17 protein-coding genes are annotated in these 22,956 nt (G+C 71.5%); 5 read left to right on the top strand and 12 right to left on the bottom strand.

The features are described from left to right. Positions 1–21: 21 nt before the first annotated feature. The 8 genes from MNY62_RS04870 to MNY62_RS04835 form a co-directional block, all read right to left on the bottom strand. A complete protein-coding gene (locus tag MNY62_RS04870; RefSeq protein WP_242342982.1) occupies positions 22–2,976 on the bottom strand; it encodes an NAD-glutamate dehydrogenase domain-containing protein in 2,955 nt (984 codons plus the stop codon). A gap of 2 nt (positions 2,977–2,978) precedes the next feature. Beyond that, positions 2,979–4,616 carry an L-glutamate gamma-semialdehyde dehydrogenase gene (gene pruA / locus MNY62_RS04865; protein WP_242342981.1) on the bottom strand — a complete coding sequence of 546 codons (1,638 nt, stop codon included), beginning with the start codon at positions 4,614–4,616 and terminating at the stop codon, positions 2,979–2,981. A 133-nt stretch (positions 4,617–4,749) separates the two neighbouring features. Then, positions 4,750–5,985 carry an ornithine--oxo-acid transaminase gene (gene rocD, locus MNY62_RS04860; protein ID WP_242342980.1) on the bottom strand — a complete coding sequence of 412 codons (1,236 nt, stop codon included), beginning with the start codon at positions 5,983–5,985 and terminating at the stop codon, positions 4,750–4,752. Between the two features lie 158 nt (positions 5,986–6,143). Continuing rightward, positions 6,144–7,124, bottom strand: a complete 981-nt coding sequence (gene rocF / locus MNY62_RS04855; RefSeq protein WP_242342979.1) for an arginase — start codon at positions 7,122–7,124, stop codon at positions 6,144–6,146. Positions 7,125–7,380: 256 nt separating this feature from the next. After that, the gene (locus tag MNY62_RS04850; RefSeq protein ID WP_242342978.1) at positions 7,381–8,841 is read right to left on the bottom strand and encodes a DcaP family trimeric outer membrane transporter; all 1,461 of its coding nucleotides are present in this window, start codon (positions 8,839–8,841) and stop codon (positions 7,381–7,383) included. 37 nt (positions 8,842–8,878) lie between these two features. Continuing rightward, entirely contained in the window at positions 8,879–9,679 is an 801-nt protein-coding gene (locus MNY62_RS04845; protein WP_242342977.1) for an amino acid ABC transporter ATP-binding protein, read from the bottom strand. Between the two features lie 12 nt (positions 9,680–9,691). After that, positions 9,692–10,483, bottom strand: a complete 792-nt coding sequence (locus MNY62_RS04840) for an amino acid ABC transporter permease (RefSeq protein WP_242342976.1) — start codon at positions 10,481–10,483, stop codon at positions 9,692–9,694. A 33-nt stretch (positions 10,484–10,516) separates the two neighbouring features. Beyond that, on the bottom strand, positions 10,517–11,278 hold the full coding sequence (locus MNY62_RS04835; protein ID WP_242342975.1) for an ABC transporter substrate-binding protein: 762 nt from the start codon (positions 11,276–11,278) through the stop codon (positions 10,517–10,519). Positions 11,279–11,757: 479 nt separating this feature from the next. Between MNY62_RS04835 and MNY62_RS04830 the strand changes: the two genes are divergently transcribed. Further along, a complete protein-coding gene (locus MNY62_RS04830) occupies positions 11,758–12,945 on the top strand; it encodes a thiolase family protein (protein ID WP_242342974.1) in 1,188 nt (395 codons plus the stop codon). Positions 12,946–13,068: 123 nt separating this feature from the next. On the opposite strand, the gene MNY62_RS04825 is transcribed toward MNY62_RS04830, so the two are convergent. Beyond that, positions 13,069–13,311 (bottom strand): hypothetical protein, encoded by a 243-nt coding sequence (locus MNY62_RS04825; protein ID WP_242342973.1) that lies wholly within the window; start codon positions 13,309–13,311, stop codon positions 13,069–13,071. A 37-nt stretch (positions 13,312–13,348) separates the two neighbouring features. Beyond that, entirely contained in the window at positions 13,349–14,296 is a 948-nt protein-coding gene (locus tag MNY62_RS04820; RefSeq protein WP_242342972.1) for a hypothetical protein, read from the bottom strand. A gap of 346 nt (positions 14,297–14,642) precedes the next feature. On the opposite strand from MNY62_RS04820, the gene MNY62_RS04815 reads away from it, so the two are divergent. Then, positions 14,643–14,849 carry a cold-shock protein gene (locus tag MNY62_RS04815; protein WP_242336721.1) on the top strand — a complete coding sequence of 69 codons (207 nt, stop codon included), beginning with the start codon at positions 14,643–14,645 and terminating at the stop codon, positions 14,847–14,849. Between the two features lie 284 nt (positions 14,850–15,133). Beyond that, positions 15,134–16,270, top strand: a complete 1,137-nt coding sequence (locus tag MNY62_RS04810) for a fatty acid desaturase family protein (RefSeq protein WP_242342971.1) — start codon at positions 15,134–15,136, stop codon at positions 16,268–16,270. A gap of 25 nt (positions 16,271–16,295) precedes the next feature. On the opposite strand, the gene MNY62_RS04805 is transcribed toward MNY62_RS04810, so the two are convergent. Both MNY62_RS04805 and MNY62_RS04800 read right to left on the bottom strand, forming a co-directional pair. Continuing rightward, on the bottom strand, positions 16,296–17,858 hold the full coding sequence (locus tag MNY62_RS04805; RefSeq protein ID WP_242342970.1) for a B12-binding domain-containing radical SAM protein: 1,563 nt from the start codon (positions 17,856–17,858) through the stop codon (positions 16,296–16,298). Positions 17,859–18,001: 143 nt separating this feature from the next. Then, positions 18,002–21,739, bottom strand: a complete 3,738-nt coding sequence (locus MNY62_RS04800; protein ID WP_242342969.1) for a chemotaxis protein CheB — start codon at positions 21,737–21,739, stop codon at positions 18,002–18,004. A 270-nt stretch (positions 21,740–22,009) separates the two neighbouring features. Here MNY62_RS04800 and MNY62_RS04795 point away from each other — a divergent pair, with 270 nt between their 5' ends. Both MNY62_RS04795 and MNY62_RS04790 read left to right on the top strand, forming a co-directional pair. Further along, complete coding sequence (locus MNY62_RS04795; RefSeq protein ID WP_242342968.1) at positions 22,010–22,309, top strand: AtpZ/AtpI family protein; 300 nt, start codon at positions 22,010–22,012, stop codon at positions 22,307–22,309. 103 nt (positions 22,310–22,412) lie between these two features. Continuing rightward, complete coding sequence (locus MNY62_RS04790) at positions 22,413–22,715, top strand: PRC-barrel domain-containing protein (RefSeq protein WP_242342967.1); 303 nt, start codon at positions 22,413–22,415, stop codon at positions 22,713–22,715. The last annotated feature ends 241 nt before the right edge of the window (positions 22,716–22,956 follow it).

Raw genomic sequence — 22,956 nt, 5'->3', positions numbered from 1 at the left:
TCAGCCTCGGGGCAGCGCCCGTCAGACCATCCCGGACACGTAGTCCTCGAGCGCCGCCGCGAAGTCGGGCTCGAGCGAACGCCGGTAGACCATGGCCGCGCCGATCTCCGCCGCGAGGATGGCCGAGCGGTACTTGGGCGGCAGGCGATCGATGCGATCGCGAAGGGGAGGGGTCTCGCGGACGAGGCGCGGCAGGTGCGCGAGGAGCGCCTTGCGGTAGAGCGGGCGTCCGGCGAGCTCGGGCCGCGACTGGAAGAAGGCGAAGAGGCGGGCCTTGTTCGCGTTGATCTCGAGGCTCACCGCGTCGGAGATCTCGGTGAAGCTGCGGTTGCCCGCCCCCTCCCGATGCCGGCGCATGATGAGCCGCGCCTCGTCCGCGGCGCGCCGCTCGAGGATCTCGAGCACGTCCCGGACGTACCTCTCCTTGTGCTCCAGGAACTCGGCGGCGGAGAAGAGCAGGTTGCCGATGATCTCGTATGACGACGAGATGACGCCGCACTTGTTGGCGGACGCGTCGCGGAGCACCACGGCGCCGGTCTCCTGGAGCCGCAGGCGGGCCTCGGGCGTGAGGAACGAGTTCGCGCCCTCGACGATGACGCGCGCGGACGGCTTCCCGTCGGGTCCGAGGAACCGGCGCCAGTTGTCCCCGTCGATGGTCTCGGGCCGCCCGCCCGCCGGGATGAAGAGGTCCGCCTGCACCTCGAACAGCAGCCCGTCGAACTCCTTGTGGAACTCGTCGACCGTCACCCAGTCCTCCTGCGGACCGGACGCGGTCTGCTCGACGCGGCGGAACAGATCGCGCAGGCCCTCGGTCCGGCGCGCGCTGCGGTAGAGGACGAACCCTCCCGGCGAGAGGCGCGCGGGGTCGAACGCGTCCGCGTCGGCGCGCAGCACGATCTGCCGCAGGGCCTCGCGATCGAGCCCCGCCGGATCGAAGAGCGCCGCCGTCCCGTCCACGATGAGCCTGATGCTCGCGCGCGGGCACCGCTCGAGGAGCAAGCGCAGCCCGTTCCCGGCGACGTCGCCGTTCGGGCCACCGGAGAGCTTCACGGTGAACGGGTCGCGGCGGATGTCGACGCCCTGCTCGCGCATGGCGATCTCGGCGAAGGTCACGATGCCGAGCGAGGTCACGCCGTACTGCTTGTGGTTGATGCCCACCCTCTTGCTCGACATGATGCCGCTTCCGAGCACGTAGCCGCGGCGGACCGAGAGCTCGGCGATCGCCTCGATCATCTCGTCGTGCATGTTCTCGTCGGGGCCGAGCTCGATGGGCTCCTCCTCCCCGTAGTAGTCCACCACCCGCGCATCCTTCGGCCTGCCGCCCTCCGTGACGAAGACGTCGAGGAACGCGTTCGCGAACTCCCACTGCAGCTTGTGCAGCCGCTGGACGAGCTGCTCTCGGGTCTCCACGTCGCTCGCGTGGAGGACGCACACCATCTTCGACCCGCCCTCGTAGATGTCCTTGTTCTTCAGGTGCTGGGTGTGGGCGAGGACGTAGTTCTCGCGGAAGATCGTGTTTGCCACGGTGACGTAGTCGTCGCGGGTCTTGGCGAAGACGGTGCGCCACCCTCCACGCGCGATGTCGGCAAACCCGATGTGGTAGCCGAGCCCGCTGCGGCCGAAGAAGAACGTGACGCGGAAGGGTGGCTGCTGCGGAAGGTCGCCGGTGAACGTCGGGCCGAGGTCGTCGAGATAGGCCGGGTCGAGCCGGAACGCGAGCGCGTGCTTCTCCGCCACGAAGAAGTTGGTCTTGAGCGTCCGGCGCACGAACACGAGCGCGGTCCGGAAGAGCGTCCGGCGGAAGTCGTCGAGCTGCCGGTGGCCGGTGTTGTAGGCGTGGACCTCCCGCTCGACCCCCTCCAGCTCCGCGGCGTAACGCGCCTCACGGTCCGCGACGTTCGGGTCGAAGCGCGCCTCGAAGAGCCGCACGAGCCGGAGCGCCATGTCCGGGTGGGAGCGGAAGGCGCGCACCACGTCTTCGAGCGTGTAGCGGTGGGGCTGGTTGTGAGCGCAGTTCGTGTGGCAGAAGCCGATGAAGGCGTTGACGAGCGAGGCCTCCTCGCCGTTCATCACCCCCGTGAGCACGAAGTCCTGGTAGGCGGCCGACTCGGTCGCGAGGATCTGCGTGTTGTAGAGGAGCCGCCGCAGCCTCCAGAAGAGCTCGGTGCCCTCCCGCAGGGGAGCGCCGCGCCGGTGCGCCACGTGGAAGCTGCCCAGGAAGAACGGGTGGCCACCGGTGCTGACCGTCATCGCGAGCAAACGGCGCACGCCGAGGTCGAGCCCGTGGAGGACCTCCACCAGCTGGGTGAGGTGGTCGCGCGGCGGCGGGCTCTCCACCGCGAACAGGATGTTCACCTCGTTCGGCTCGGCGTCCCCGTCTTCCGGCGGCTCCACGCCGAGGAAGAAGCCCGCGTTCGACCGCCCCTGGTGCAGCAGCCGCAGCATCCGCGCCACCTCCGGCGGCGGCGCGGCGTGGACGTAGCGCGGATCGTTGAGCCACAGGACGCGGAGGAGCTCTTCCTGCGCCTCCGGCCCGAGCGCCGGGTCCAGGTCCGAGAGCGCGGCGAGGACGTCCCGGCGAACGCGCTCCGGCATGCCCGGCGCGCCCGCCTGCCGGACGAGCGCGTCCGGTTTCCGATCGAACACGTAGCGCTGGAGCTCGAGCGCGCGCTCGTTGCCGGGCACCGCAACGCGAGAGTGGGAGATCTCCGCCCGCGAGATGTCCCGGTCCTGGATCTGGCGCAGCGTCTCGAAGATCGAGCCGGGGACGTCGAGCTTCGCCAGGATGAGCTCGTGGGCTCGGTCGGCGAGCACGAGCTGCCGGTCGCTCCGGAGCCGGCCGAGCCCGATCGCGAGCGCCGAGATGGCGTCGCCGTCCGCCCGGAGCGTGCCGCTGAACAGCGACGGGAGCTTCTCCTCGAGCCAGCGGAGGTTCTCGCCGGCCTGGTCCAGCAACTCGAGGGCGCGCGATGCCATGGCTAGCCCCTCCCGTCCATGTGCGGGTATTCGTGACGGGTCGGCGGCACGAAGGTCTCCTTGACCGTGCGTGGCGAGACCCAGCGGATCAAGTTCCACATCGAGCCCGCCTTGTCGTTGGTGCCGGACGCCCGGGCGCCGCCGAACGGCTGCTGCCCGACCACGGCGCCGGTCGGCTTGTCGTTCACGTAGAAGTTGCCGGCGGCGTCGGAGAGCCGCCGGCTCGCCTTCTCGATGAAGCCGCGCTCCTGCGCGAACACGGCGCCAGTGAGGGCGTACGGCGAGGTCTCGTCGCACAGCGCGAGCGCGTCGTCCTCGCTCGCGTCCGGGTAGACGAACACGGTGAGGACCGGACCGAAGATCTCCTCCTGCATCAACCGGTGCCTGGGGTCCGTCACCTGGACGACCGTGGGCTGGACGAACCAGCCCGTGGACGCGTCGCACTCGCCGCCGATCAGGACGCGTGCGTCGGGCGAGCGCCACGCGAGCTCGAGGTAGCCGCGGATGGTCTCGAACGCGCCCTCGTCGATGACGGCGCCCATGAAGACGCCGAAGTCCTCGGTCGGATCACCGATCCCGATGGACGCGACCTGAGCGAGCAGCCGCTCCTTCACCGCGGGCCACAGGCTCTCGGGGAGGTAGGCGCGCGACGCGGCGGAGCACTTCTGTCCCTGGTTCTCGAAGGCACCGCGGGTGAGCGCCGTCGCAAGGGCGTCGACGTCGGCGGACGCGTGGGCGAACACGAAGTCCTTGCCGCCGGTCTCGCCGACGATGCGCGGGTAGGTGCGGTAGCGCGGCAGGTTCTCGGCGATGGTCCGCCACATGCTCTGGAACGTCGCCGTACCTCCCGTGAAGTGCAGCCCGGCAAGGGCGGGGCTCGCCAGCGCCGGAGCGCCCACCGTGCGGCCGGGGCCCGGCACGAAGTTGATGACGCCCGGCGGCAGGCCTGCCGCCTCGAGCAGCTGGAGGACCCAGAAGGCGGAGTAGACCGCGCTCGAGGCGGGCTTCCAGACGACCGTGTTGCCCATGAGCGCCGGCGCGGTGGCGAGGTTCGCGGCGATGGAGGTGAAGTTGAAGGGCGTCACCGCGAAGACGAAGCCCTCCAGCGGCCGGTACTCGCAGCGGTTCCACGTCCCCGGAGGCGAGAGCGGCTGCTCCTCGAGGATCCGCTCGCCGAAGCGCGCGTTGAAGCGCCAGAAGTCGATGATCTCGCAGGCCGAGTCGATCTCGGCCTGTTGCACGGTCTTCGACTGGCCCAGCATGGTGGCGCCGTTCAGCGTCGGCCGCCAGCGGCCCGCGAGCATGTCGGCGGCCCTGAGGAAGACGGCCGCCCGGTCGTGGTAGGGGAGCGCCGCCCAGTCGTGCCGCGCCGCGCGCGCGGCGTCTATCGCTGCGCTCACCTCGGCCGCGCCAGCTTCGTGCCAGCGCGCCAGCAGCTGATCGCGGCGGTGCGGGGCGCGCGCGTCGGCGAGCTTCCCGGTCCGTACGTGGCGGCCGCCGATGACGATCGGGATCTCGAGCTCGGCGGCGGCGAGCTCGGCGATCCGGGCCCGGAGCGCCACGCGCTCGGCGGAGCCGGGCGCGTGGCTCAGCACCGGCTCGTTGTGCGGCTCTGGGATCCGGAAGATGCCTCGCGACATGGGTTTCTCCTCCATTGCCATTGCATGCGCCTGCGCCAAGGGCGGACGGCGGCGCCCTCCGCGGCGCCCGCGTGAGCCGTTCGGATCTGGATCCTGGGTGCGCGGAAAAGGCAGCCGCGCCGCTGCGCTCCCGCTAGCCGTTTCCTGCCACGGTGGACCGCGTCGTCCTCCGCGGCGCGAGCTCGTCCAGGACCGACTGGAGCCGATCGAGCGCCCAGTCGAGCTCCGTCGTGTTCACCACCAGCGGGGGCGCGAGCCGGATCACGGTGTCGTGCGTCTCCTTCGTGAGGACGCCGAGCATGGCGAGGCGCTCGCAGACGTCGCGCGCGTCGGCGCGCGCGGGATCGAGCTCGACCCCGACCCAGAGGCCTCGCCCGCGCACCTCCTTCAGCGCCGGGGACCGCATCGCGCGCAGCCGCTCGAGCATGTACGCCCCCCCGGACGCGCTCCGCTCCACCAGCTTCTCCTCGTCGAGCACCTTGAGCGCCTCGAGCCCGACGGCGGCGGCGAGCGCATTCCCGCCGAACGTCGAGCCGTGGCTCCCCGGGCCGAAGACGTCCATCACCTCGCGGTCGGCGCAGAAAGCGGACACGGGCAGGAGCCCGCCCCCGAGCGCCTTCCCGAGGATGAGCCCGTCCGGCCGGATGCGCTCGTGCTCGAAGGCGAACCACCGCCCGGTACGCCCGAGCCCCGACTGGATCTCATCGAGGACGAGCAGCGCGTTGCGTTCGTCGCACAGCTGGCGGACCTCGCGCAGCCATCCCTGCGGCGGCACGACGATGCCCGACTCACCCTGGATCGGCTCGACCAGCACGGCGCAGGTGCGCTCGTTCACCGCCGCCGCCATCGCGCGCGCGTCGCCGAACGGCACTGCGCGGAACCCCGGAGCGAAGGGGCCGAAGCCGCGGCGGTACTCCGGCTCGGAGGAGAACCCGACGATCGTCGTCGTGCGGCCGTGGAAGTTCCCCCTCGCGACGACGATCTCGGCCTCGCCCTCCGGGATGCCCTTCACCTGGTGTCCCCAGCGCCGCGCGGCCTTGATCGCGGTCTCCACCGCCTCGGCTCCGGTGTTCATCGGCAACGCCTGCTCGAACCCGGTACGGGCGCACAGGGTCGCGAGGAAGGGGCCGAGCGTGTCCGAGTGGAAGGCGCGCGAGACGATGGCGAGCTTCGCCGCCTGCTCCTGGAGGACCTTCACCAGCCGGGGATGCGAGTGGCCGTGGCTCACCGCGGAGTAGGCGCTCATCATGTCCAGGTACTTCCGGCCGCCGTCGTCCCACACCCACGCGCCCTCGCCCCGCACGAGCGTCACGGGCAACGGACGGTAGTTCTGGGGGCAGTACCGCTTCTCGAGCTCCATGGGCTTCATCCGCGTCCTCCTCTTGAGACGGTCTCGGCAATGACTATCGAAAACGCGCCGGCATCGGCTGTCGAAGATTGCCTCCAGCGCAGCCAATCACACTCGCGTCGGCGGCAATCCGAGCCGAATCTGTCGCGCGCCGCGGCGTGGCGTCTCGCGAAGGGGCGTCACGCCAGGATCCGCTTGCCGAAGAGGCTCTGCACGAGCTCGACCGCGAGCCGTGCGGAGCGGTTCTTCTCGTCCGCCGCGGGGTTCAGCTCGACCACGTCGACGGAGCCCACCCGCCCCGAGTCGTGCAGCATCTCCATGCAGAGCTGCGCCTCGCGGTAATTCGGGCCGCCCGGCACCACCGTGGCGACGCCAGGAGCGATGGCCGGGTCGAGGAAGTCGACGTCGAAGCTGACGTGCAGGTGGGCGTCCTCGCGGACCACGCGCTCGAGCGCGCGCTCCATGATCCGCCGCATCCCGAGCTCGTCGACCTGGCGCATGTCGAACGTCACCGAGCCGTTCCGGACGACGAGCGCCTTCTCGTGGGCGTCCACCGAGCGCACGCCGATCTGCACGATCGAGGCGGGCGCAACGATGGGACACGCGTCGCCGAGGGCCAGGAGCTTCGGGTGCCCGTGCCCCGAGATGACCGCGGCGGGCATCCCGTGGATGTTCCCCGACGGTGAGGTGGCCGGGACGTTGTAGTCGGCGTGCGCGTCGAGCCACAGCACGTACAGCCCCTTCCCGCGGCGCCGGCACCACCGGGCCACGGCGGCGATGGAGCCGATGGCGAGCGAGTGATCGCCGCCGAGGACGAGCGGTAGCTCGCCCATGTCGAGCGCCGCGCCGACCGCCTCACGGACCGCATGGCACCACGCCGCCACCTCGTCGAGGTGACGGTAGCCCTCCCTCGGCGGCTTCACCGGGTTCCTCGGGCCGGCCACGTCCCCGCGATCGACGACGGTGAGCCCGAGCGACTCCAGCGCGTCCTGCAGCCCCGCGACGCGGAGGGCCTCGGGGCCCATCGAGCCGCCGCGCGCGCCGGCGCCCACGTCGGTCGGAGCCCCGATGAGGGCGACCCGGGAGAACTCCACGAGCGACCCGCGGCGAGCGGCGTGGACGGGCTCATGGGCACTTGGCCCGCCTGCAACCGATCTCATCGATTCCTCTCCATCGGCCGACCAATCGTCGATTGGCACCCGGCCGGCCGGACGTGACCAATGGATAGCCGGGGAGCGACGACACGTACGGTCGAAGATTGGCGCGCTCGCAGCACGACACCCGGCCTCCCGCGCGCGCTGAAGCCGAATCTGCCGCGCCGCTCCAGCGGGCGCGCCCGACGTCGCGAAACGGAGCGGGGGCGAGGCGCCGCGCCGCCCCGCCCCCGCCGACCGCTCCCCGCGCGGGCTGCTCGTCTCAGTTGATGTAGTACTTCGCGGAGAAGTTCACGCGTACGTCCTCGCCCTTCTCGCCCGCGAGCGTCTTCCGCTGCGCCCAGATGCCCTCGAGGCCGAGGTCGATGCCCTTCACCGGCGTGAAGATCGGGCCCACGTGCGCCTGCTGGACGGTGCGGTTCACGCCGAAGCGGCCCGCGTCGAGACCGCTCGCGGCGGCGAGCCGCGTGTAGGCGTTGTCGAAGTTCCGGGTCATGCCGTAGACGAAGTTCACGCGGACCCAGTCGGTCGCCTTGAGCTGGTAGCCGGCGATCGCGCCGACCGCGCGCTCGACGCGGATCGCGTCGGTCGCGCTGTCGTAGATGGCGCCCTCGATGTAGTTCAGGTAGCGGCCGATGCCGTCGCCGCCCGTGACCTGCAGCGCGAGAAAGTCGGCCCCCCGCACCTTGAACGACGCGCTCGCCGCGGCGCCCCACCCGCGCTTGGCCGCCTTCGTGCCGTCGCCGTCGTCGAACCGCAGCTCCTGCGTGATCCCGCGGAGGCTCACCGCGCCCCAGTCGAACCCCTTGTCCCAGCGAACGATCGCGTCCGGAACGCGCGAGAGGCTCGAGCCGAACACCGCGCCGGTCTCGTCGAGCACGTACGACGACGAGTTCTCGAGCGCGGCCGTGAAGGTGCCCCAGCCCGCCGTCCCGTACGCGAACCGGATCTGCGGCTGGCGGATGAAGGTCGCGCCGATTGGCCCGTTGAAGTCGGTCGTTTCGGGGTAGTTGTCGACGTCCATGAAGGTCGACCACGTCTGCCCGACGAGGAGCCCGCCGACCTGGCCGTACAGGTGGCGCAGGCGGAAGCCATAGCTGTTGGTCGACTGCTGCGTGAAGACGTTGCGCGCGTCGCCGTACGTGGCGGAGTTGCCGGTGCGCGGCTCGTTGTTGAAGTCGCCTTCGAGCTTCACGCCTAGTGCGCCGAACCGGGTCGGCGTGGCCGCCTCGATGCCGAGCCGCGAGGTGCGCCCAGTGAGGTAGTCGCGGTTCTTGCGGTTGCCCTCCGCCGTGCCCTCGAGCGGCATGTACGGCGCGAAGGTCGAGTAGTCCTGGTCCGAGTTGTCGGCGCCGAAGTCGTGCACCCAGTTCAGCTCGGCGAACCCGTACAGGCGCAGCGAGAGCTCGGTCCCGGGGACGCGGAAGGCTCCCGGGATGTCGCCCGCGACCACCGCGTCCTTCTGCTTGATCTCGAGGAGCTCGATCCGCTCGGCGACCGCCTCGGTGGCCGCCGCCGTCGCGGCCGCCGCAGGGGCCACGGTCAACGAGGCCGGCACGGCCGCGCCCTTCGCCAGCTTCGCCTTCATCGCGGCGACCTCGTCCGAGAGCCGCTTCACCTCGGCGCGCAGCTCCTCCGTCTCGCTCACCTTCGCCTGGGCCGAGGCCGATCCGCCGGCGAGCAGCAGCGCCGCTGCGGTGACACCGATAACGATGCGATTCATGTGGCTCGTCTCCTCTCGCGCGCGCCGCCGCGCGCAGTCAGTGCACGATCTGGCCGAGAAAGGCCCGGATCCGCTCGTTCTGCTGCCCTTCGAAGAACTGGTCAGGTGGCGCCTCCTGCAGGATGCGCCCGTGGTCGAAGAACACGATCCGGTCGCCCACCTCACGCGCGAAGCTCATCTCGTGGGTGACCACGATCATCGTCATGCCGGAGCGGGCGAGGTCCTTCATCACGTCCAGGACCTCTCCGATCATCTCGGGGTCGAGCGCGCTCGTGGGCTCGTCGAAGAGCAGCACTCGCGGGCTCATCGCCAGCGACCGCGCGATCGCGACGCGCTGCTGCTGGCCGCCCGAGAGCGCGAAGGGGTGCTTGTGCGCGTGGTCCTCCAGGCCCACCCGCGTGAGCAGCTCCATCGCCGCCGCGTCTGCCTCTTCACGCCTCACCCCGCGCACGCGGCGCGGCGCGAGCGTGACGTTGTCGAGCACCGTGAGGTGCGGGAAGAGGTTGAACTGCTGGAATACCATCCCCACCTCGCGTCGGATGGCGTCGAGGTTCGTCACCGCGTCGTTCAGCTCGATCCCGTCGACCACGATCCGCCCCGAGTCGTGCGCCTCGAGCCGATTCAGGGTGCGCAGGAAGGTGGACTTGCCCGAGCCGGAGGCGCCGATGATCACCGCCACCTCGCTCTGGAAGAAGCGGGTGGTCACGTCCCGGAGGACGTGCGCCACGCCGAAGTGCTTGTTCACGCCCTCCGCGCGGATGAGCGGCTCGCGGACCAGAGCGGGGTTGGGGAGCGGCGCGCGCACCGCGCCGATTGCCTGCGGGGTTGAGTGTGACATCGTTCGCTCGGGTCAGTGCTGCCGCTGCTCGACGTCGAGCCGGGCCTCGATCGCGCCCGAGATCTGCGTCAGCACGGTGGTGAGGATGAGGTAGATGCTGGCCGTCGCGACGAACACCGGGACCGGCTGGAACGTCGCCGCCTGCACCCGGTTGCCGACGTTGGAGAGCTCGACCACGCCGATGACGTACGCGAGCGACGAGTCCTTGAGCAGCGCGACGATGTTGTTCACGAGCGGGGGCAGCGCGATCTTGAAGCTCTGCGGGAACACCACGTCTCGGAAGGTCTGGAACGGCGAGAGCCCCAGCGATCTCGACGCCTCCGTCTGCCCCTTCGGCACCGCCAGGATCCCGGCCCGGATCGCCTCCGCGTTGTACGCGCCCACGTTGAAGGCGAGCGCGAGCGCCGCGGAGTTGAAGTCCGACAGCGCCAGGCCCGGCGCGATCATCGGCAGCGCGAGAAACACGAACAGCATCTGGACGAGGAGCGGCGTGCCGCGGATCGCCCAGATGTAGAAGCTGGCGGCCCAGCGCAGGGGCGCGAAGCGCGCCAGCTTCCCGACCGCGGCCAGCACGCCGAAGAGGACGCCGAGCAGCCCCGAGACGAGCGTGAGCTCGACGGTGACCCGGGAGCCCTCCGCGAACTGCTGGGCCGCGGGGCCGACCGGCTCGGGCATCGCCGCGAGCGGAGTCGCGAGGAGCCACATGAAGAGCACGAGCACGACGCCCGCGGCGATCATGGTCGCGCTGCACCGCTGCTCACGCGACCAGCTATCCGGCCAGGCGGCGAGGACGAGGGACGTCATGGCGGGGCTCCGGCAGGCGGCGAAGAAGCCGGGTCACCGGCAGCGGATGTCCTCGTTCATCCACTTCCTCGAGATCGCCTCGTAGGTGCCGTCGGCCATGAGCCCCGCGAGGGCCTCATTCACGGCCTGTGCAAGCGAGGCGTTCCCCTGCTTCACCGCACAGGCGATGCGCTCCACGAAGACGAAGTCGCCCGCCCTGAGGCCCGCCGAGGCGCTCGAGGCGAGCGCTGCCTTGGCGACGAACCGGTCGGTGACCCACGCGTCGACCCGGCCGTTCACGAGCGCCGAGCGGCAGTCCGTGTCCTTGGGAAAGTTCTTCACCTCCTTCAGGCCCGTGAGCTTCGACACGTTCTCGAGGTAGGTGCTCCCCGTCTGGACGGCGACGGTCTTCCCGACGAGGTCGGCCGGCGTGCGAATGGCGGGATCCTTCGACACCACGATCCCGCCAGAGCAGTAGTGAGGGTTCGTGAAGGTGACCGCCTTCGATCGCTCCTCGGTGATGCCGAAGGACGCGATGACGAGGTCCCAGCGGTCCTGGCGGAGTCCGGCCAGCAGCGCGTCGAACGAGAGCGCCCGCCATTCGATGGCGACCCCCATCCTCTTCGCCATCGCCTCTGCCAGGTCCACCTCGAACCCGGTGAGGACGGGCCCGCGGAAGAAGTTGAAGGGCGGGAACGCGCCTTCGGTCGCGATGACGATCTTGCCGTTCTTCTTGATGTCATCGAGGGTCCGAGCCTCGGCGGAGGAGGCGAGGAGCACGAGCATCGAGGCGAGCAGCAGGCGTGACGGTCTCATGTCAATCCTCAGGCAATTAAGGAACTATTACTGCGACACGGTCTCGACGGGCTTGCGAGCCCGCTCCTGCGCGAGGTGGGCCGGCGAGCCTGGCCCGGTCGCCGACGGCCTCGTCTGGATACAGCCGTCCATCGCGGTCCGGGAAAGCCCGGCCAGGTCGAAGTCCCCTACCGCTCGGAAATATGATTGGTTCTGCTCTCTCGTTGTTGGCGCAAACTTTACCCGCGCATGCGCGACATTTGCGGTTGAAATTTGCGCGCGCCTCAGCCAATGGAACGAGGCTGCGCGCCGGCGCGCAGCCGAGTCTGTCGTCGGTCGACCTGGATCAAGGAACGAACCGCGGGCTGAAACGAGGTATCACCCGAGGGCGCGGAGCGGCGCTCGCTCCCGCCGCGCGGATCGATGTAGATGAGCACCCAACCACGCCTCCGGCTCGATCGGCCGAGAGGCCTCGGCTGCGAGGCAGCGAGGAGATCGACATGACGGAAGCCTGGATCATCGATGCGGTCCGCACGCCGATCGGCCGGCACGGCGGCATGCTCGGCGCGGTCCGTCCCGACGACCTCGCCGCCGTCGTCCTGAAGGCGCTCGTCGCGCGCACCGGCGTGCCGGCCACGGAGGTCGAGGACGTCTACCTCGGCTGCGCGAACCAGGCGGGCGAGGACAACCGCAACGTCGCCCGCATGAGCGCGCTGCTCGCGGGCTTTCCGGACCACGTCGCCGGCTGCACCGTGAACCGGCTGTGCGGGTCCGGCCTCGAGGCGATCGCTGCTTCGGTGCGGGCGGTGCTCGCGGGAGAGGCCCACGTCTACGTCGGCGGCGGCGTCGAGTCGATGTCGCGAGCCCCGTGGGCGATGCCCAAGCCGGAGCGGGCGCTGCCGCGCGGCAACGTCACCGCGTACGACACCGCGCTCGGCTGGCGCTTCGTGAACCCGCGCATGGAGGCGCTCGGGCACACGGAGTCGCTCGGTCAGACCGCCGAGAACCTCGCCTCCGAGCTCTCAATCGGGCGCGACGCCCAGGACCGCTTCGCGCTCGCGAGCCACCGCAAGGCGGTGGCCGCGATCGACGCGGGCCACTTCCGGGCGGAGCTCGTGGCGGTGCCACTCGGGAGAGGCGCCGCGGAGGCGGACGAGTGTCCCCGGCGCGACACTTCGCTCGAGCGGCTCTCGGGCCTCGCGCCCGCCTTCCGCGCCGGCGGGACCGTCACGGCGGGGAACTCGAGCCCGCTCAACGACGGCGCCGCCGCGGTCCTCGTCACGTCTCGCGAGTACGCGCAGGCGCACGGGCTCGAGCCTCTCGTCCGCGTACGCTCCGTAGCGGTCGCGGGCGTCCCGCCGCGGGTCATGGGCATCGGCCCGGTGCCGGCCGCGCGCAAGGCGCTCGAGCGCGCCCGGGCGACGATGCGCGACGTCGAGCTCATCGAGCTGAACGAGGCGTTCGCGGCGCAGTCGCTCGCGGTGCTCGCCGGCTGGGGGCTCGACGCGGAGGACCCCCGCGTCAACGCGAGCGGCGGCGCGATCGCGCTCGGTCACCCGCTCGGCTGCTCCGGGGCGCGGATCCTCACGACGCTGGCGCACGGCCTGCGCCGCACCGGAAAGCAGCTCGGGCTCGCGTCGATGTGCATCGGCGTGGGGCAGGGGATCGCGATGGTGGTGGAGCGCTAGAACGGGCTCCGCGAGGAGGGCGGCGTCGGGCCCCTGTTCACGCTGAGGCGGCCGCCGGCAGCGAGACCCCGGTCACGAGCAGGATGGGTTCGCTGCAGGCCGCGGCCGCCGATCGATCGCGGCTCAGGCTCCGCGGGCGCGGAGGTAGGGCAGCCCGTCCATGTACTGGACCTCGAAGTAGCCGCGGCGGGCGCCCCACTCCGCCCACGGCAGCGCGTCGCCGCGGACCCACACCACCGAGCCGCCGGGGACGCTCAGGTGGCGCCGCTGGCTGCGGCACCACGCCGACCGCGTCCAGGGCGCGCCCGTCCGGAACGCATCGACGAGCTGTCTCTGCACCGCAGCGAGGAACGCCGTCACCTTCATGATCTCGACTCCCTTCGACCCGGGTCCGTTCGGCCGCTCACGTCACGAGCTCCGGCTGCGCGCGCGGGCGGGGTGGCTTCGCCGTGCTCACGTGCATGAACGCCTCGACGTCGACGTGGTCGCGCGCGCCGAGCGGCCGGAGCTTCTCGAGGAGCAGTTCGGCCGAGCCGAGGAGGGCGGAGTAGGTGGACCAGTTGGGCACGGCGTCGTAGGCGAGCTCGAGCCCGAGCCGCTGCGCCACGTCGCAGGCGAAGCGGGGGCGGAGCAGCATGTGGAGATCCGGCCGCGCGACGAACGGCAGGAGCGTGACGATCGGCCAGAGGGACTCCTGCGCCGCGCCCGGCACGAGCGTCGCGACCGCGGCGGCGAGCGCCTCGAACCGGGACTGCTCGGGCGTGGCCGTCGCCAGGAGCTCGAACAGCGCAGCGAAGAACGCGTGCGCCGCGGCCGGATCCTTCAGGCCCTCCTCGAGCGACGTCCTCTCCGTGTCCCGGTGCAGCGTGCGCACGTGCCGCTCGATCCGGAGCGTCCGCTCGACGAGTCCGCCGAGGTCGCCCGCCGCGAGGAGCCGCTCACCTTCGCCGTTCCCGAGCGTCTCGACGAACATCTCGTGGGCCCGGCGCCATTTGCTCGCACGCGGCTCTCCCCGCTCCTTGCCGGCCCCGACGTACTTCGGGTCCGCGAACCCCTGCGGGAACGACTCGACGAAGCGCGCCACGGCGTCGGCGTGGGAGAGCCACGCGCCGGCGCGGCCGTACCGGCCGGTCTTCGCGTCGAGCGCGAAGCCGGACAGCGCGGAGAGCCAGGCGTTCGGGCTCGTGGCGGGGGTGAGGAGCGGCAGGGCCATCGGCAGCCTCAGCTTCGTCGCGAACCGCGCGTCGCTCGTCGCGAAGAACACATGCACCGCCTTCTGCTCGAGCGCGACGATCTTGCCGACCCCCAGCGAGGCGTGCTGCACCAGCATTCCGTTCTCGAGACTGCTCATGTTCGGCTCTTTCCAGTCGAGGTCCACGCGCTCGCACACGCCTCGCGACACGCGCACGAGGGGGCGCGCAGGGGGCACGTCGGGGGACGAAAGGGTGGCGCGGGTGAGATCCCGCCGTGTCGCTCACGGCGGCGTGGAGGGCCGGCCGCGTTCGCCGGGTAACCATCGTATATCACCGCGCACCCGCGCGCGCTCGTCAGGCTGCCGCGGGCATTGTGGGCCCCGGGCTCGACTTCTTCGCGCGATTCGACTACCAACATCCCTTCTCTCCCGCTCCGGGAGGGAAGAAGGTTCGCGCGGCACTCACTGCCGCGCGTTCACAGAGAGAAAAGAGCACCTACAGCAAATGGCAGCCGGTACCGTGAAGTGGTTCAACGACGCGAAGGGCTTCGGCTTCATCACCCAGGCGGACGGGGGCGAGGATGTCTTCTGCCACCACACCGCGATCCAGACGGATGGGTTCCGCTCCCTCGCCGAGGGTCAGAAGGTGGAGTTCGAAGTGACGAAGGGCCCGAAGGGCCTGCAGGCGGCGAACGTCCGCCCGGTCGCCTAGTCGCGTCGTCGCGACCCTCAGGCAATGAGAGCCCGGCCTCCTCGAGGCCGGGCTTTTCACGTTCCGGAGGCCGGCGCCGAACGGCGCACCCCGGGGGATCGTCAGCCTCGTCCCACGCGCCCGCGCGCCGTCCACGCGCCCGCGCGCCGTGAGCACGCTTCGCGGGCCGGCGACCTCGACCGGACCCGCCCTCGCCCTCGACCCCTGCGGTCGGTCGCGGGCGATTTCCGGGTTGCACCGTCCGCGGTGACATCTTCGTGATTCGGGGTGCCTACATCCTGGGCATGAACTCCACGCCTCCCCGCGTCCGGTTTCCCCGCGACGACGGCTTTCACGCCGAGGTGAAGCGCCGCGCCGGCGCGCACCTCGAGGCCACGGGCCTGGCACGCTGGGGCGGCAGCGCGATGCACGCGAAGACGGGCGTCATCCTGGGCTGGTTCGCGGCCTCCTACGCGCTGCTCCTGCTCCTCGGCGGCACGTCTCCCGTGCTGGCGGTGGCGCTGACGGTGTCGGTGGCGCTCGCGACCGCGGGGATCGGCTTCTCCGTCATGCACGACGCCAACCACGGCGCCTACGCGCGCTCCGCGCGCGTGAACCGTGCGTGGGGGCTCGCGCTGGATTTCGTCGGGGCGAGCTCGTACCTCTGGCGCTTCAAGCACAACGTGCACCACCACACCTACGCCAACGTCGACGGGATGGACGCGGACATCGACGCCGAGCCGTTCCTCCGGCTCGCGCCGTCGCAGCGGCTCCGCCCGTTCCATCGCTACCAGCACCTCTATGGCTGGCTGCTCTACGGCGTGCTGGCGGTGAAGTGGTGGTTCGTGGACGACGTGCTCGACCTCGCGCGTGGCCGCATCGGGCAGCTCCCGTTCCCGCGCCCGCGGCGCGGCGAGCTCGCCGCGTTCCTCGTCGGCAAGGCGGTGTTCCTCGCCTGGGCGGTGGTCGTCCCGGTGCTCGTCTTCCGCAGCGGCTGGGTCGCGCCCCTGTTCCTGCTCGGCGCGCTCACCCTGGGGGTGGTGCTGTCGACGGTGTTCCAGCTCGCGCACGCGGTGCCGGAGGCGGAGTTCCACGCCGCCCGGTCCGGCGACCAGCGGATGCCGACCGGCTGGGCGGAGCACCAGGTGCGCGCCACCGTGGACTTCGCGCCCTCGAACCGGCTCCTCGGCTGGTACGTCGGCGGGCTCAACTTCCAGATCGAGCACCACCTCCTCCCGGACGTGTGCCACGTGCACTATCCGGCGCTCGTCGCGAGCGTCGAGGCGGCGTGCCGCGCGCACGGCGTGCCTCACCACACGCACCCGACGCTCCGCGCCGCGATCGCGGCTCACTACCGGTTCCTGCGCGCGCTCGGCCGGCGCGGCGCGGAGGCGGCCTCGGGCTCACGCCTGGCCGTCCTGGCTGCTCCCTCTTCGTCGTGAGGCGAGGAGAGGGCGACCGGAGTCCCTAGGCGGATGCGGAGGGGCGCGTCGCGTCGCCCGCCGCGAGCTCGGCGAGTGACCGGTCGAGGCGCGGCAGGACCACGTCGTACGTGTACGGGATGAGGCTCTCGCCGATCACCGCGAGCGCCAGCGCGCGCGGGAGGGCGCCTGCGCCCCGCCGCAGCGCGTGTCCGACGAGACGCCAGAACTGGAGGCGGCGCGGGCTGCGGACGCCGATGCCCCACGCGATCCGTGCGACCGCAGCGAGCGAGCCCTCGGCGGCGCCGGCGTCCGCGGCGGCGCGGGGGCGGAGCGGCAGCTGGTCGATGGCGAGGGCGCACCGCGCGTAGTAGCGCTCCGGCGCGTAGAGCGCCGCCACGAGGCGGCGGTATCCCGCGAGCAGGACCCGCTCGTCCTGGGCAGGCACGAAGTTCGGCCGCTCGAAGGCGTCGCCGCTCCCGTCGCCGCGCAGCCGGCCCTCCTGCTCGAGGCGCCGCCAGAGGCGCGTGCCTGGCATCGCGACGAGCAGCCCGACCATCGCCCTGGGGACCGGGAGCCCGGAGATGAGCTCGAGCTGTCGATCGAAGATGTCCGGCCCCTCGCTGTCGAAGCCCACGATGAAGCCGGAGAACACCTCGAGCCCGGCGCGCGTGAGCGTCTCGACGGCGCGGGCCGCGGGCATGCGGAGGTTCTGGCTCTTGCCGGTCTCCGCGAGCGCGGCGGCGGAGGGCGTCTCGATCCCGAGGAACACCTCCTGGAAGCCGGCCGCGACCATCTCGGCCACGAGCTCCGGAGCGCTGGCGAGGTCGAGGCTCGCCTCCGTGCAGAGCTGGAACGGGAACCCGTGCCGCTCCTGCCAGGCGCGGAGCACCGGGAGCAGGCGGGCCACCTCGCGCCGGTTGCCGACGAAGTTGTCGTCCACGAAGAAGAGCGCCCCGCGTGCCCCGCGCGCGTAGAGCGCGTCGAGCTCCGCCACGACCTGCTCCGGCGACTTCACCCGCGGCACGCGCCCGAACAGCTCGATGATGTCGCAGAACTCGCAGCGGAACGGGCAGCCGCGCGAGTACTGCAGGGCGTGATTGGCGTAGCGTGGGAGGTCGAGGAGATCGAAGCGGGGCACGCGCGCGAGCTCGAGGTCGGGCCGGTCGTCGCCCTCGGGCGAGAGGAGTCGAGGCGCCGGTTTCTCCCGTCCTTCTAGGACGCGCGCGAGGAGCTCCAGGCGACCCTCGGCCTCTCCGCGGAAGACGTGATCGGCCTCCGGGAAGCGCTCGGGCACGAGGCTCGGCCCCGCGCCACCGGCGACCGTGCGCCGGCCGAGGGCGCGGGCCCGGAGGAGCACCGCGCGCATCGACTCCGCCTGCACGAGCATCCCGGACACGAGGACGGCGTCCGCCCAGCGCAGGTCGGCGTCGTCGAGCGGGGCGACCTCGAGGTCCCGCAGCCGGAGCTCCCAGTGCTGCGGCAGGTGCGCCGCGAGCGTGGCCAGCCCGAGCGGCGGCATCGTCGCCGCCTTGCGGATGAAGGGAAGGCTTCGCTCGAAGCTCCAGTAGCTGCGCGGCGAGCGGGCCTGCACGAGCAGTGCGCGCATGGCGCGATCCTGCGCCGCCCCCGGTCACGGCGTCGTCATCGCGCGTGGGGCGCGGCAGGGTGCCTCGATCGAGTCGCGCGCCGCGCACATCGTCGAACACGGTGGGTGCGCAACGTTCGGGGCGCGAGCTGCGGTGACCGGCGTCACCTCGTCGCGACCGGGCCGGCGCCGCGCGGGGGCGTCCGGCGCGGCGCACGGTCCATCGCCTCCTGGAGGTCCTCGACCGTCGCGGGCTTGGTCAGGTGCGCGTCGAACCCCGCCTCCGCGGCGCGCCGCTGATCCTCTGGAAGGGCGTATCCCGTGAGCGCGACGACGAAGGTGTCCCGCAGGCCGGGTTCGCCTCGGAGCGCCCTCGCCACCGCGTAGCCGTCCATGCCCGGGAGCCCGACGTCGCAGAGCACCACGTCGGGCGTGAGCTCCCGGGCTCGCTCGACCCCCTTCGGACCGTCGTGCGCCAGGAAGACCTCGTGGCCCTCCATCTCCAGCGCGAGCTGCAGGCTCTCGGCGGCGTCGAGGTTGTCCTCGATGACGAGCACACGGCGCGGGCGCGGAGGTGGCGCCGGCGCGACCTCGATCTTCGCGGGCGCCACCGAGAGCGGCAGCCGCACGATGAACTCGGTGCCTGCGCCCTTGCCGCCGCTCCTCGCCTCGACCGTGCCGCCGTGCGTCTCGACGAGTCCCTTCACGAGCGCGAGACCGAGACCGAGCCCGCCGAGGCGGCGATTGAGGGTCGCGTCGGCCTGCGCGAACGGCTGGAAGAGGCGCGGGACCATCGCAGGCTCGATGCCGATGCCGTTGTCACGCACGCGCAGCACCGCAAAGCCATCCACCGCGTCGAGTGACAGCCGGACCGAGTCGCCGCCGGAGGTGAACTTGGCCGAGTTCTGGAGCAGGTTCCCGATCGCCTGCGCGAGGCGCGTCGCGTCGCCTTCGACCCACAGGGGCTCGTCCGGGAGCGCGACCTCCAGCGCGACCTCGCGCGAGGTGAAGAGGCTCCGGTGGTCGTCGGCCGTGCGCTGCGAGAGGCCCCGGAGGTCCACCGGCCGGCGTTCGACCTGGAGCTTGCCGTTCGCGATGCGCGTCACGTCGAGCAGGTCGTCGACGAGCCGCGCGAGGTGCGCCACCTGGCGAGCGATGATCTGGTGCGCTCGCGCCGCCGCGTCCGTGTCCGCGGGCGCGCGCTCGAGGACGTGGAGGCTGCTCCGGATGGGCGCGAGCGGGTTCCGCAGCTCGTGGGACAGGACGGCGAGGAACTCGTCCTTCCGTCGGTCCGCGTCCCGCAGGGCCGCCTCGGCTCGCTCCCGCTCCCCCACGGCCTGCCGCAGGGCCGCCTCCGCCTCCTTCAGCCTCGTGACGTCGATGAAGGAGACCACCACGCCCGCGATGACGTTGGACGGCGTGCGGTACGGGTTCATGCGCATGAGGAACCAGCGCCCTCCCTCCGCGAGGCCCACCGTGCGCTCGACGGGCTCGAGCGTCGCGAGGACCCGCTGCACCTCCTGGGGCACGTCCTGGGCGTCGAACAGCGCGGCGAAGTCCGAGAGCGGCCTCCCCACGTCGCCGTCGGCGAGCCGGAAGACCGATGTCGCCGCCGGCGTGAAACGCGAGATCCGGGACTCGCGATCGAGGAAGATGGTCGCGATCTGCGTGCTCTGGAACAGGTTCTGGAGGTCGCCGTAGAGCAGCTCGAGCTCGTCCACCTTCTTGCTGAGCTCATTGTTCAGCGTGTTGAGCTCCTCGTTCACCGACTGCAGCTCCTCCTGCGAGGTCTGCAGCTCCTCGTTGGACGAGTGCATCTCCTCGTTCATGGACTGCAGCTGCTCGTTGGACGTGCGGAGCGCCTCGTTCGCGTTCTCGAGCTCCTCGATGGTGACCTGGAGCCGCTCCTGGGTGCTCTCGAGATCGCGCTGCAGCTGCCGGTGGCGCTCCAGGGTCGGCGCGTCGAGCGGCGTGCCGTGCGCGATGGGAGAGGCCTGCAGCTCCTCGAAGACGACGAGGAACAGCGCGTCCGGATCCTGGTCCGTGGGCGGGAGCGGCCGGACGACGAGGTTCAGGCGACGCTGGACGCCCTCCGCCTCGACCACCACGTCCTTGTACGTGACCGCCTTCCCGTGGCGCGCCGCGTTGTGGAGGGCGGCGGAGAGCTCGACCCGGAGCTCACGCCGGGCGAGGTGCATCAGGTTCGTCGCGGGTGCGCCGGCGCGGGGCGGCAGGAAGACTGACAGCTTCGTCCCCCAGTAGTACCGGATCTCGCCGCGCGCATCGACCACCACCGACGCCGGCGCGTACTCCTCGAGCACGATCCTTCGCGAGCGATCGGCGGCGCTCTTCACCTCGGGATCGACCCGCCGGCCGGGCGGCGCCAGCTCGAGGGGAGGCGCCCGCCGCCCGGGAGGCAGGATCGCCGGACGCCGATCCACCTCGCGCCGCCGGAACACGCGCTCCGTCTTGTCCACGGCCTCGAACAGCTCCAGCTCGCGCGCGTCGATCATCTCGGCCTTGCCGAGGAGCAGGTAGCCGCCCGGCCGGAGCGCGTAGTGGAGGAGCCCGATGATTCGCTTCTGGAGGTCGGGCTCCAGGTAGATGAGCAGGTTGCGGCAGGACACGAGGTCCATCCGCGAGAACGGCGGATCCTTGACGAGATCGTGCTCCGTGAAGATGCAGAGGTCGCGGAGGGGCTTCGTGACCGTGTACGAGTCCCCGCGCCTCGTGAAGAACCGCTCCAGCCGCGCGGGGCTCACCTGCCGCTCGACGACGCTCGTGTACTGGCCTCGCCGCGCCTCCGCGAGGGCGGACGCGTCGATGTCCGTCGCGAAGACCTGGAGCTGCGGCGGACGCTGGAGCTCGCCGCAGCCCTCGCAGAGCAGCATCGCGAGCGAGTAGGCCTCCTCTCCGGAGGAGCAGGCCGGCACCCAGACGCGGATCCCGTCGGCGGCACGCCGCTTCAGGAGGTCGGGGACCACGATCTGCTCGAGGATCCGGAACGGCCCCTCGTCGCGGAAGAAGCTCGTCACGTTGATGGTCAGGTCCTCGGCGAGGCGGCGGACCTCGTCGGCGTTGCCCTCGAGCAGGGTGGCGTAGTCACGGACGGTGGCAGTCCCGGTCGCTCCCATGCGCCGGTGGAACCGGCGGAGGATCGTGCTGCGCTTGTACCGGCTGAAGTCGTGGCCGGTCGTCCGCCCGATCACCTCGAGGGCCCGGTGGAGCCCCTCCGCCTCGCCCCGCACGCTCTCGGGCGGGTGGCGCCGTCGCTCGGCGGCGAGCTCGGCGAGCGCCGCCGGGATCTCGCTCGCTGGGAGGACCTGCTCCACCATCCCCGTCGCGATCGCGGCGGCAGGCATGCTCTCGTACCGCGCGTCGCCGGGGAGCTGCGCGAACGTCCTGCCCCCGTGTCGCCTCACGGCGGCGATGCCGAGCGCGCCGTCGGAGCCGGTTCCGGAGAGCACGACGCCGACGGCGTTCTCACGCTGGTCCTCCGCGAGCGACGTCAGGAACGCGTTCACCAGCAGGCGAGTGCCCTTCGACTCCGCCGGGACGAGGCGCAGGGCGCCGCCCTCGACGCTGAGGCCCGTCCCCGGTGGGATGACGTACACGTGGTCGCGCTCGATGCGCTGCCCTTCGCGCGCGGTCTCCACCGGAAGCTTCGTGGCGCGGGACAGGATGTCGACGAGGCTGCTCTCGTGCTCGGGAGAGAGGTGCTGGACGAGGACGTACGCCAGCCCGCTGTCCGACGGGAGCTGGCCGAGGAAGCGCTCGAACGCCTCGAGGCCGCCTGCCGAGGCGCCGACGCCCACGATGAGGAGACGCTCGCCTTCCCGAGCGCGCCAGTCGGCTTCATGCTCGTCGCTCGGATGGGGCGGTACGGACTTGCGGTCGGGCATGGAACCTCTACCGGCTGTGTAGCAGGTTCGGATGCCCCGGGCCCTCTATTGGACCCGAGGGGCGTTAGACAGGCCGTGCGATCGTCGGGTTCGTCGGAGCGATGGGGCGGGACAATCGCGCGCGGGAAGGTCGCGCCCGTTACGTTCTTCTCGACCGAGCGGTGACGTCCTCCTCGGCGATCCGGCTCCTGCGCCGAGCCGCGTCCGACTCCGCGCCTCTGAACCGCTCCGCCGACGTCCACGTCGAAAGGGTCGAGAGGGGAGAGCCGAATGGCACAGCGAGCGCGCGAGCCGACCGGCGAGCCGGGCGGTGGTGGTGCGGCGGACCCCGCGCACGGGCTCTCGAGCCTCGCGGCGGGGTACCGGAAGGCCGAGCCGTACATGGCCGCGTCGAGCACGCTGCTCGCCTCCGTCGCGGTCTTCACGCTCCTCGGCTATGGGCTCGACCGCTGGCTGGGGCACTCGGTGCAGTGGATGCTCGTCGTGGGGGCGGTGGTCGGCATCGCGGTGGGGTTCACCGCCTTCTTCACGAAGATCGCGGCAGCGACGCGCGCCGACCATCGTACGTGAGGACAGGTCGACGAGGCCGAGCCGTCACGCGAGCCCCGTAGTCGGCGCCGTCTGCTCGCCAGGGGAGCCTTACCTTCCAGGAAACTGGAAAGAGAGCAGCGGCATGCGGCTATCTGACGAGAACCTGCGGGGACGGACGGTCATCGGCGCGGACGGGCGGGCGGTCGGCGAGATCGCAGCGCTCTTCCTGGACAGCGACGCGTGGAGCGTGGAGTCGCTCCGGGTGAAGCTGCGAAAGGACGTCGCCGACCAGCTGGGCGCGTCGCGGACGATGTTCCACGCCGGGACGGTCGAGATCCCGATCCGACTCATCCAGTCGGTCGGCGACGCCGTCGTGCTCTCGGTACCGGTCGACGGGCTCCGCGAGGTGCTGCCTGGCGAGGGCGAGTCCGCTTCCGCCCACTGAGCCCGAGTACACGGGCTGTCGGTCACCGGGGCGTTGGCCCAGGTGGCCGAGGGTCCGCTGGCGGGCGCGTCCAACGGGTCACTCGAGCCCGACTGGAAGTCTCCAGTCATCGACTGGAACGGCCGCCTCTGCAAGCAGGACATAACGGCGCGAGCTCCCGCGCGCCGCGCTCCTCCCGCACACCGCCGGCTTCGCCCGGAAGCCTTCGTGACCCGCTCATGACAACGAGCGCACAGATCAC

Source organism: Anaeromyxobacter terrae (assembly GCF_022690685.1).
GTDB classification, from domain to species: domain Bacteria; phylum Myxococcota; class Myxococcia; order Myxococcales; family Anaeromyxobacteraceae; genus Anaeromyxobacter; species Anaeromyxobacter terrae.
The sequence above is the reverse complement of the archived record's forward strand: the minus strand, read 5'-3'. Positions and strand labels throughout refer to the sequence as shown.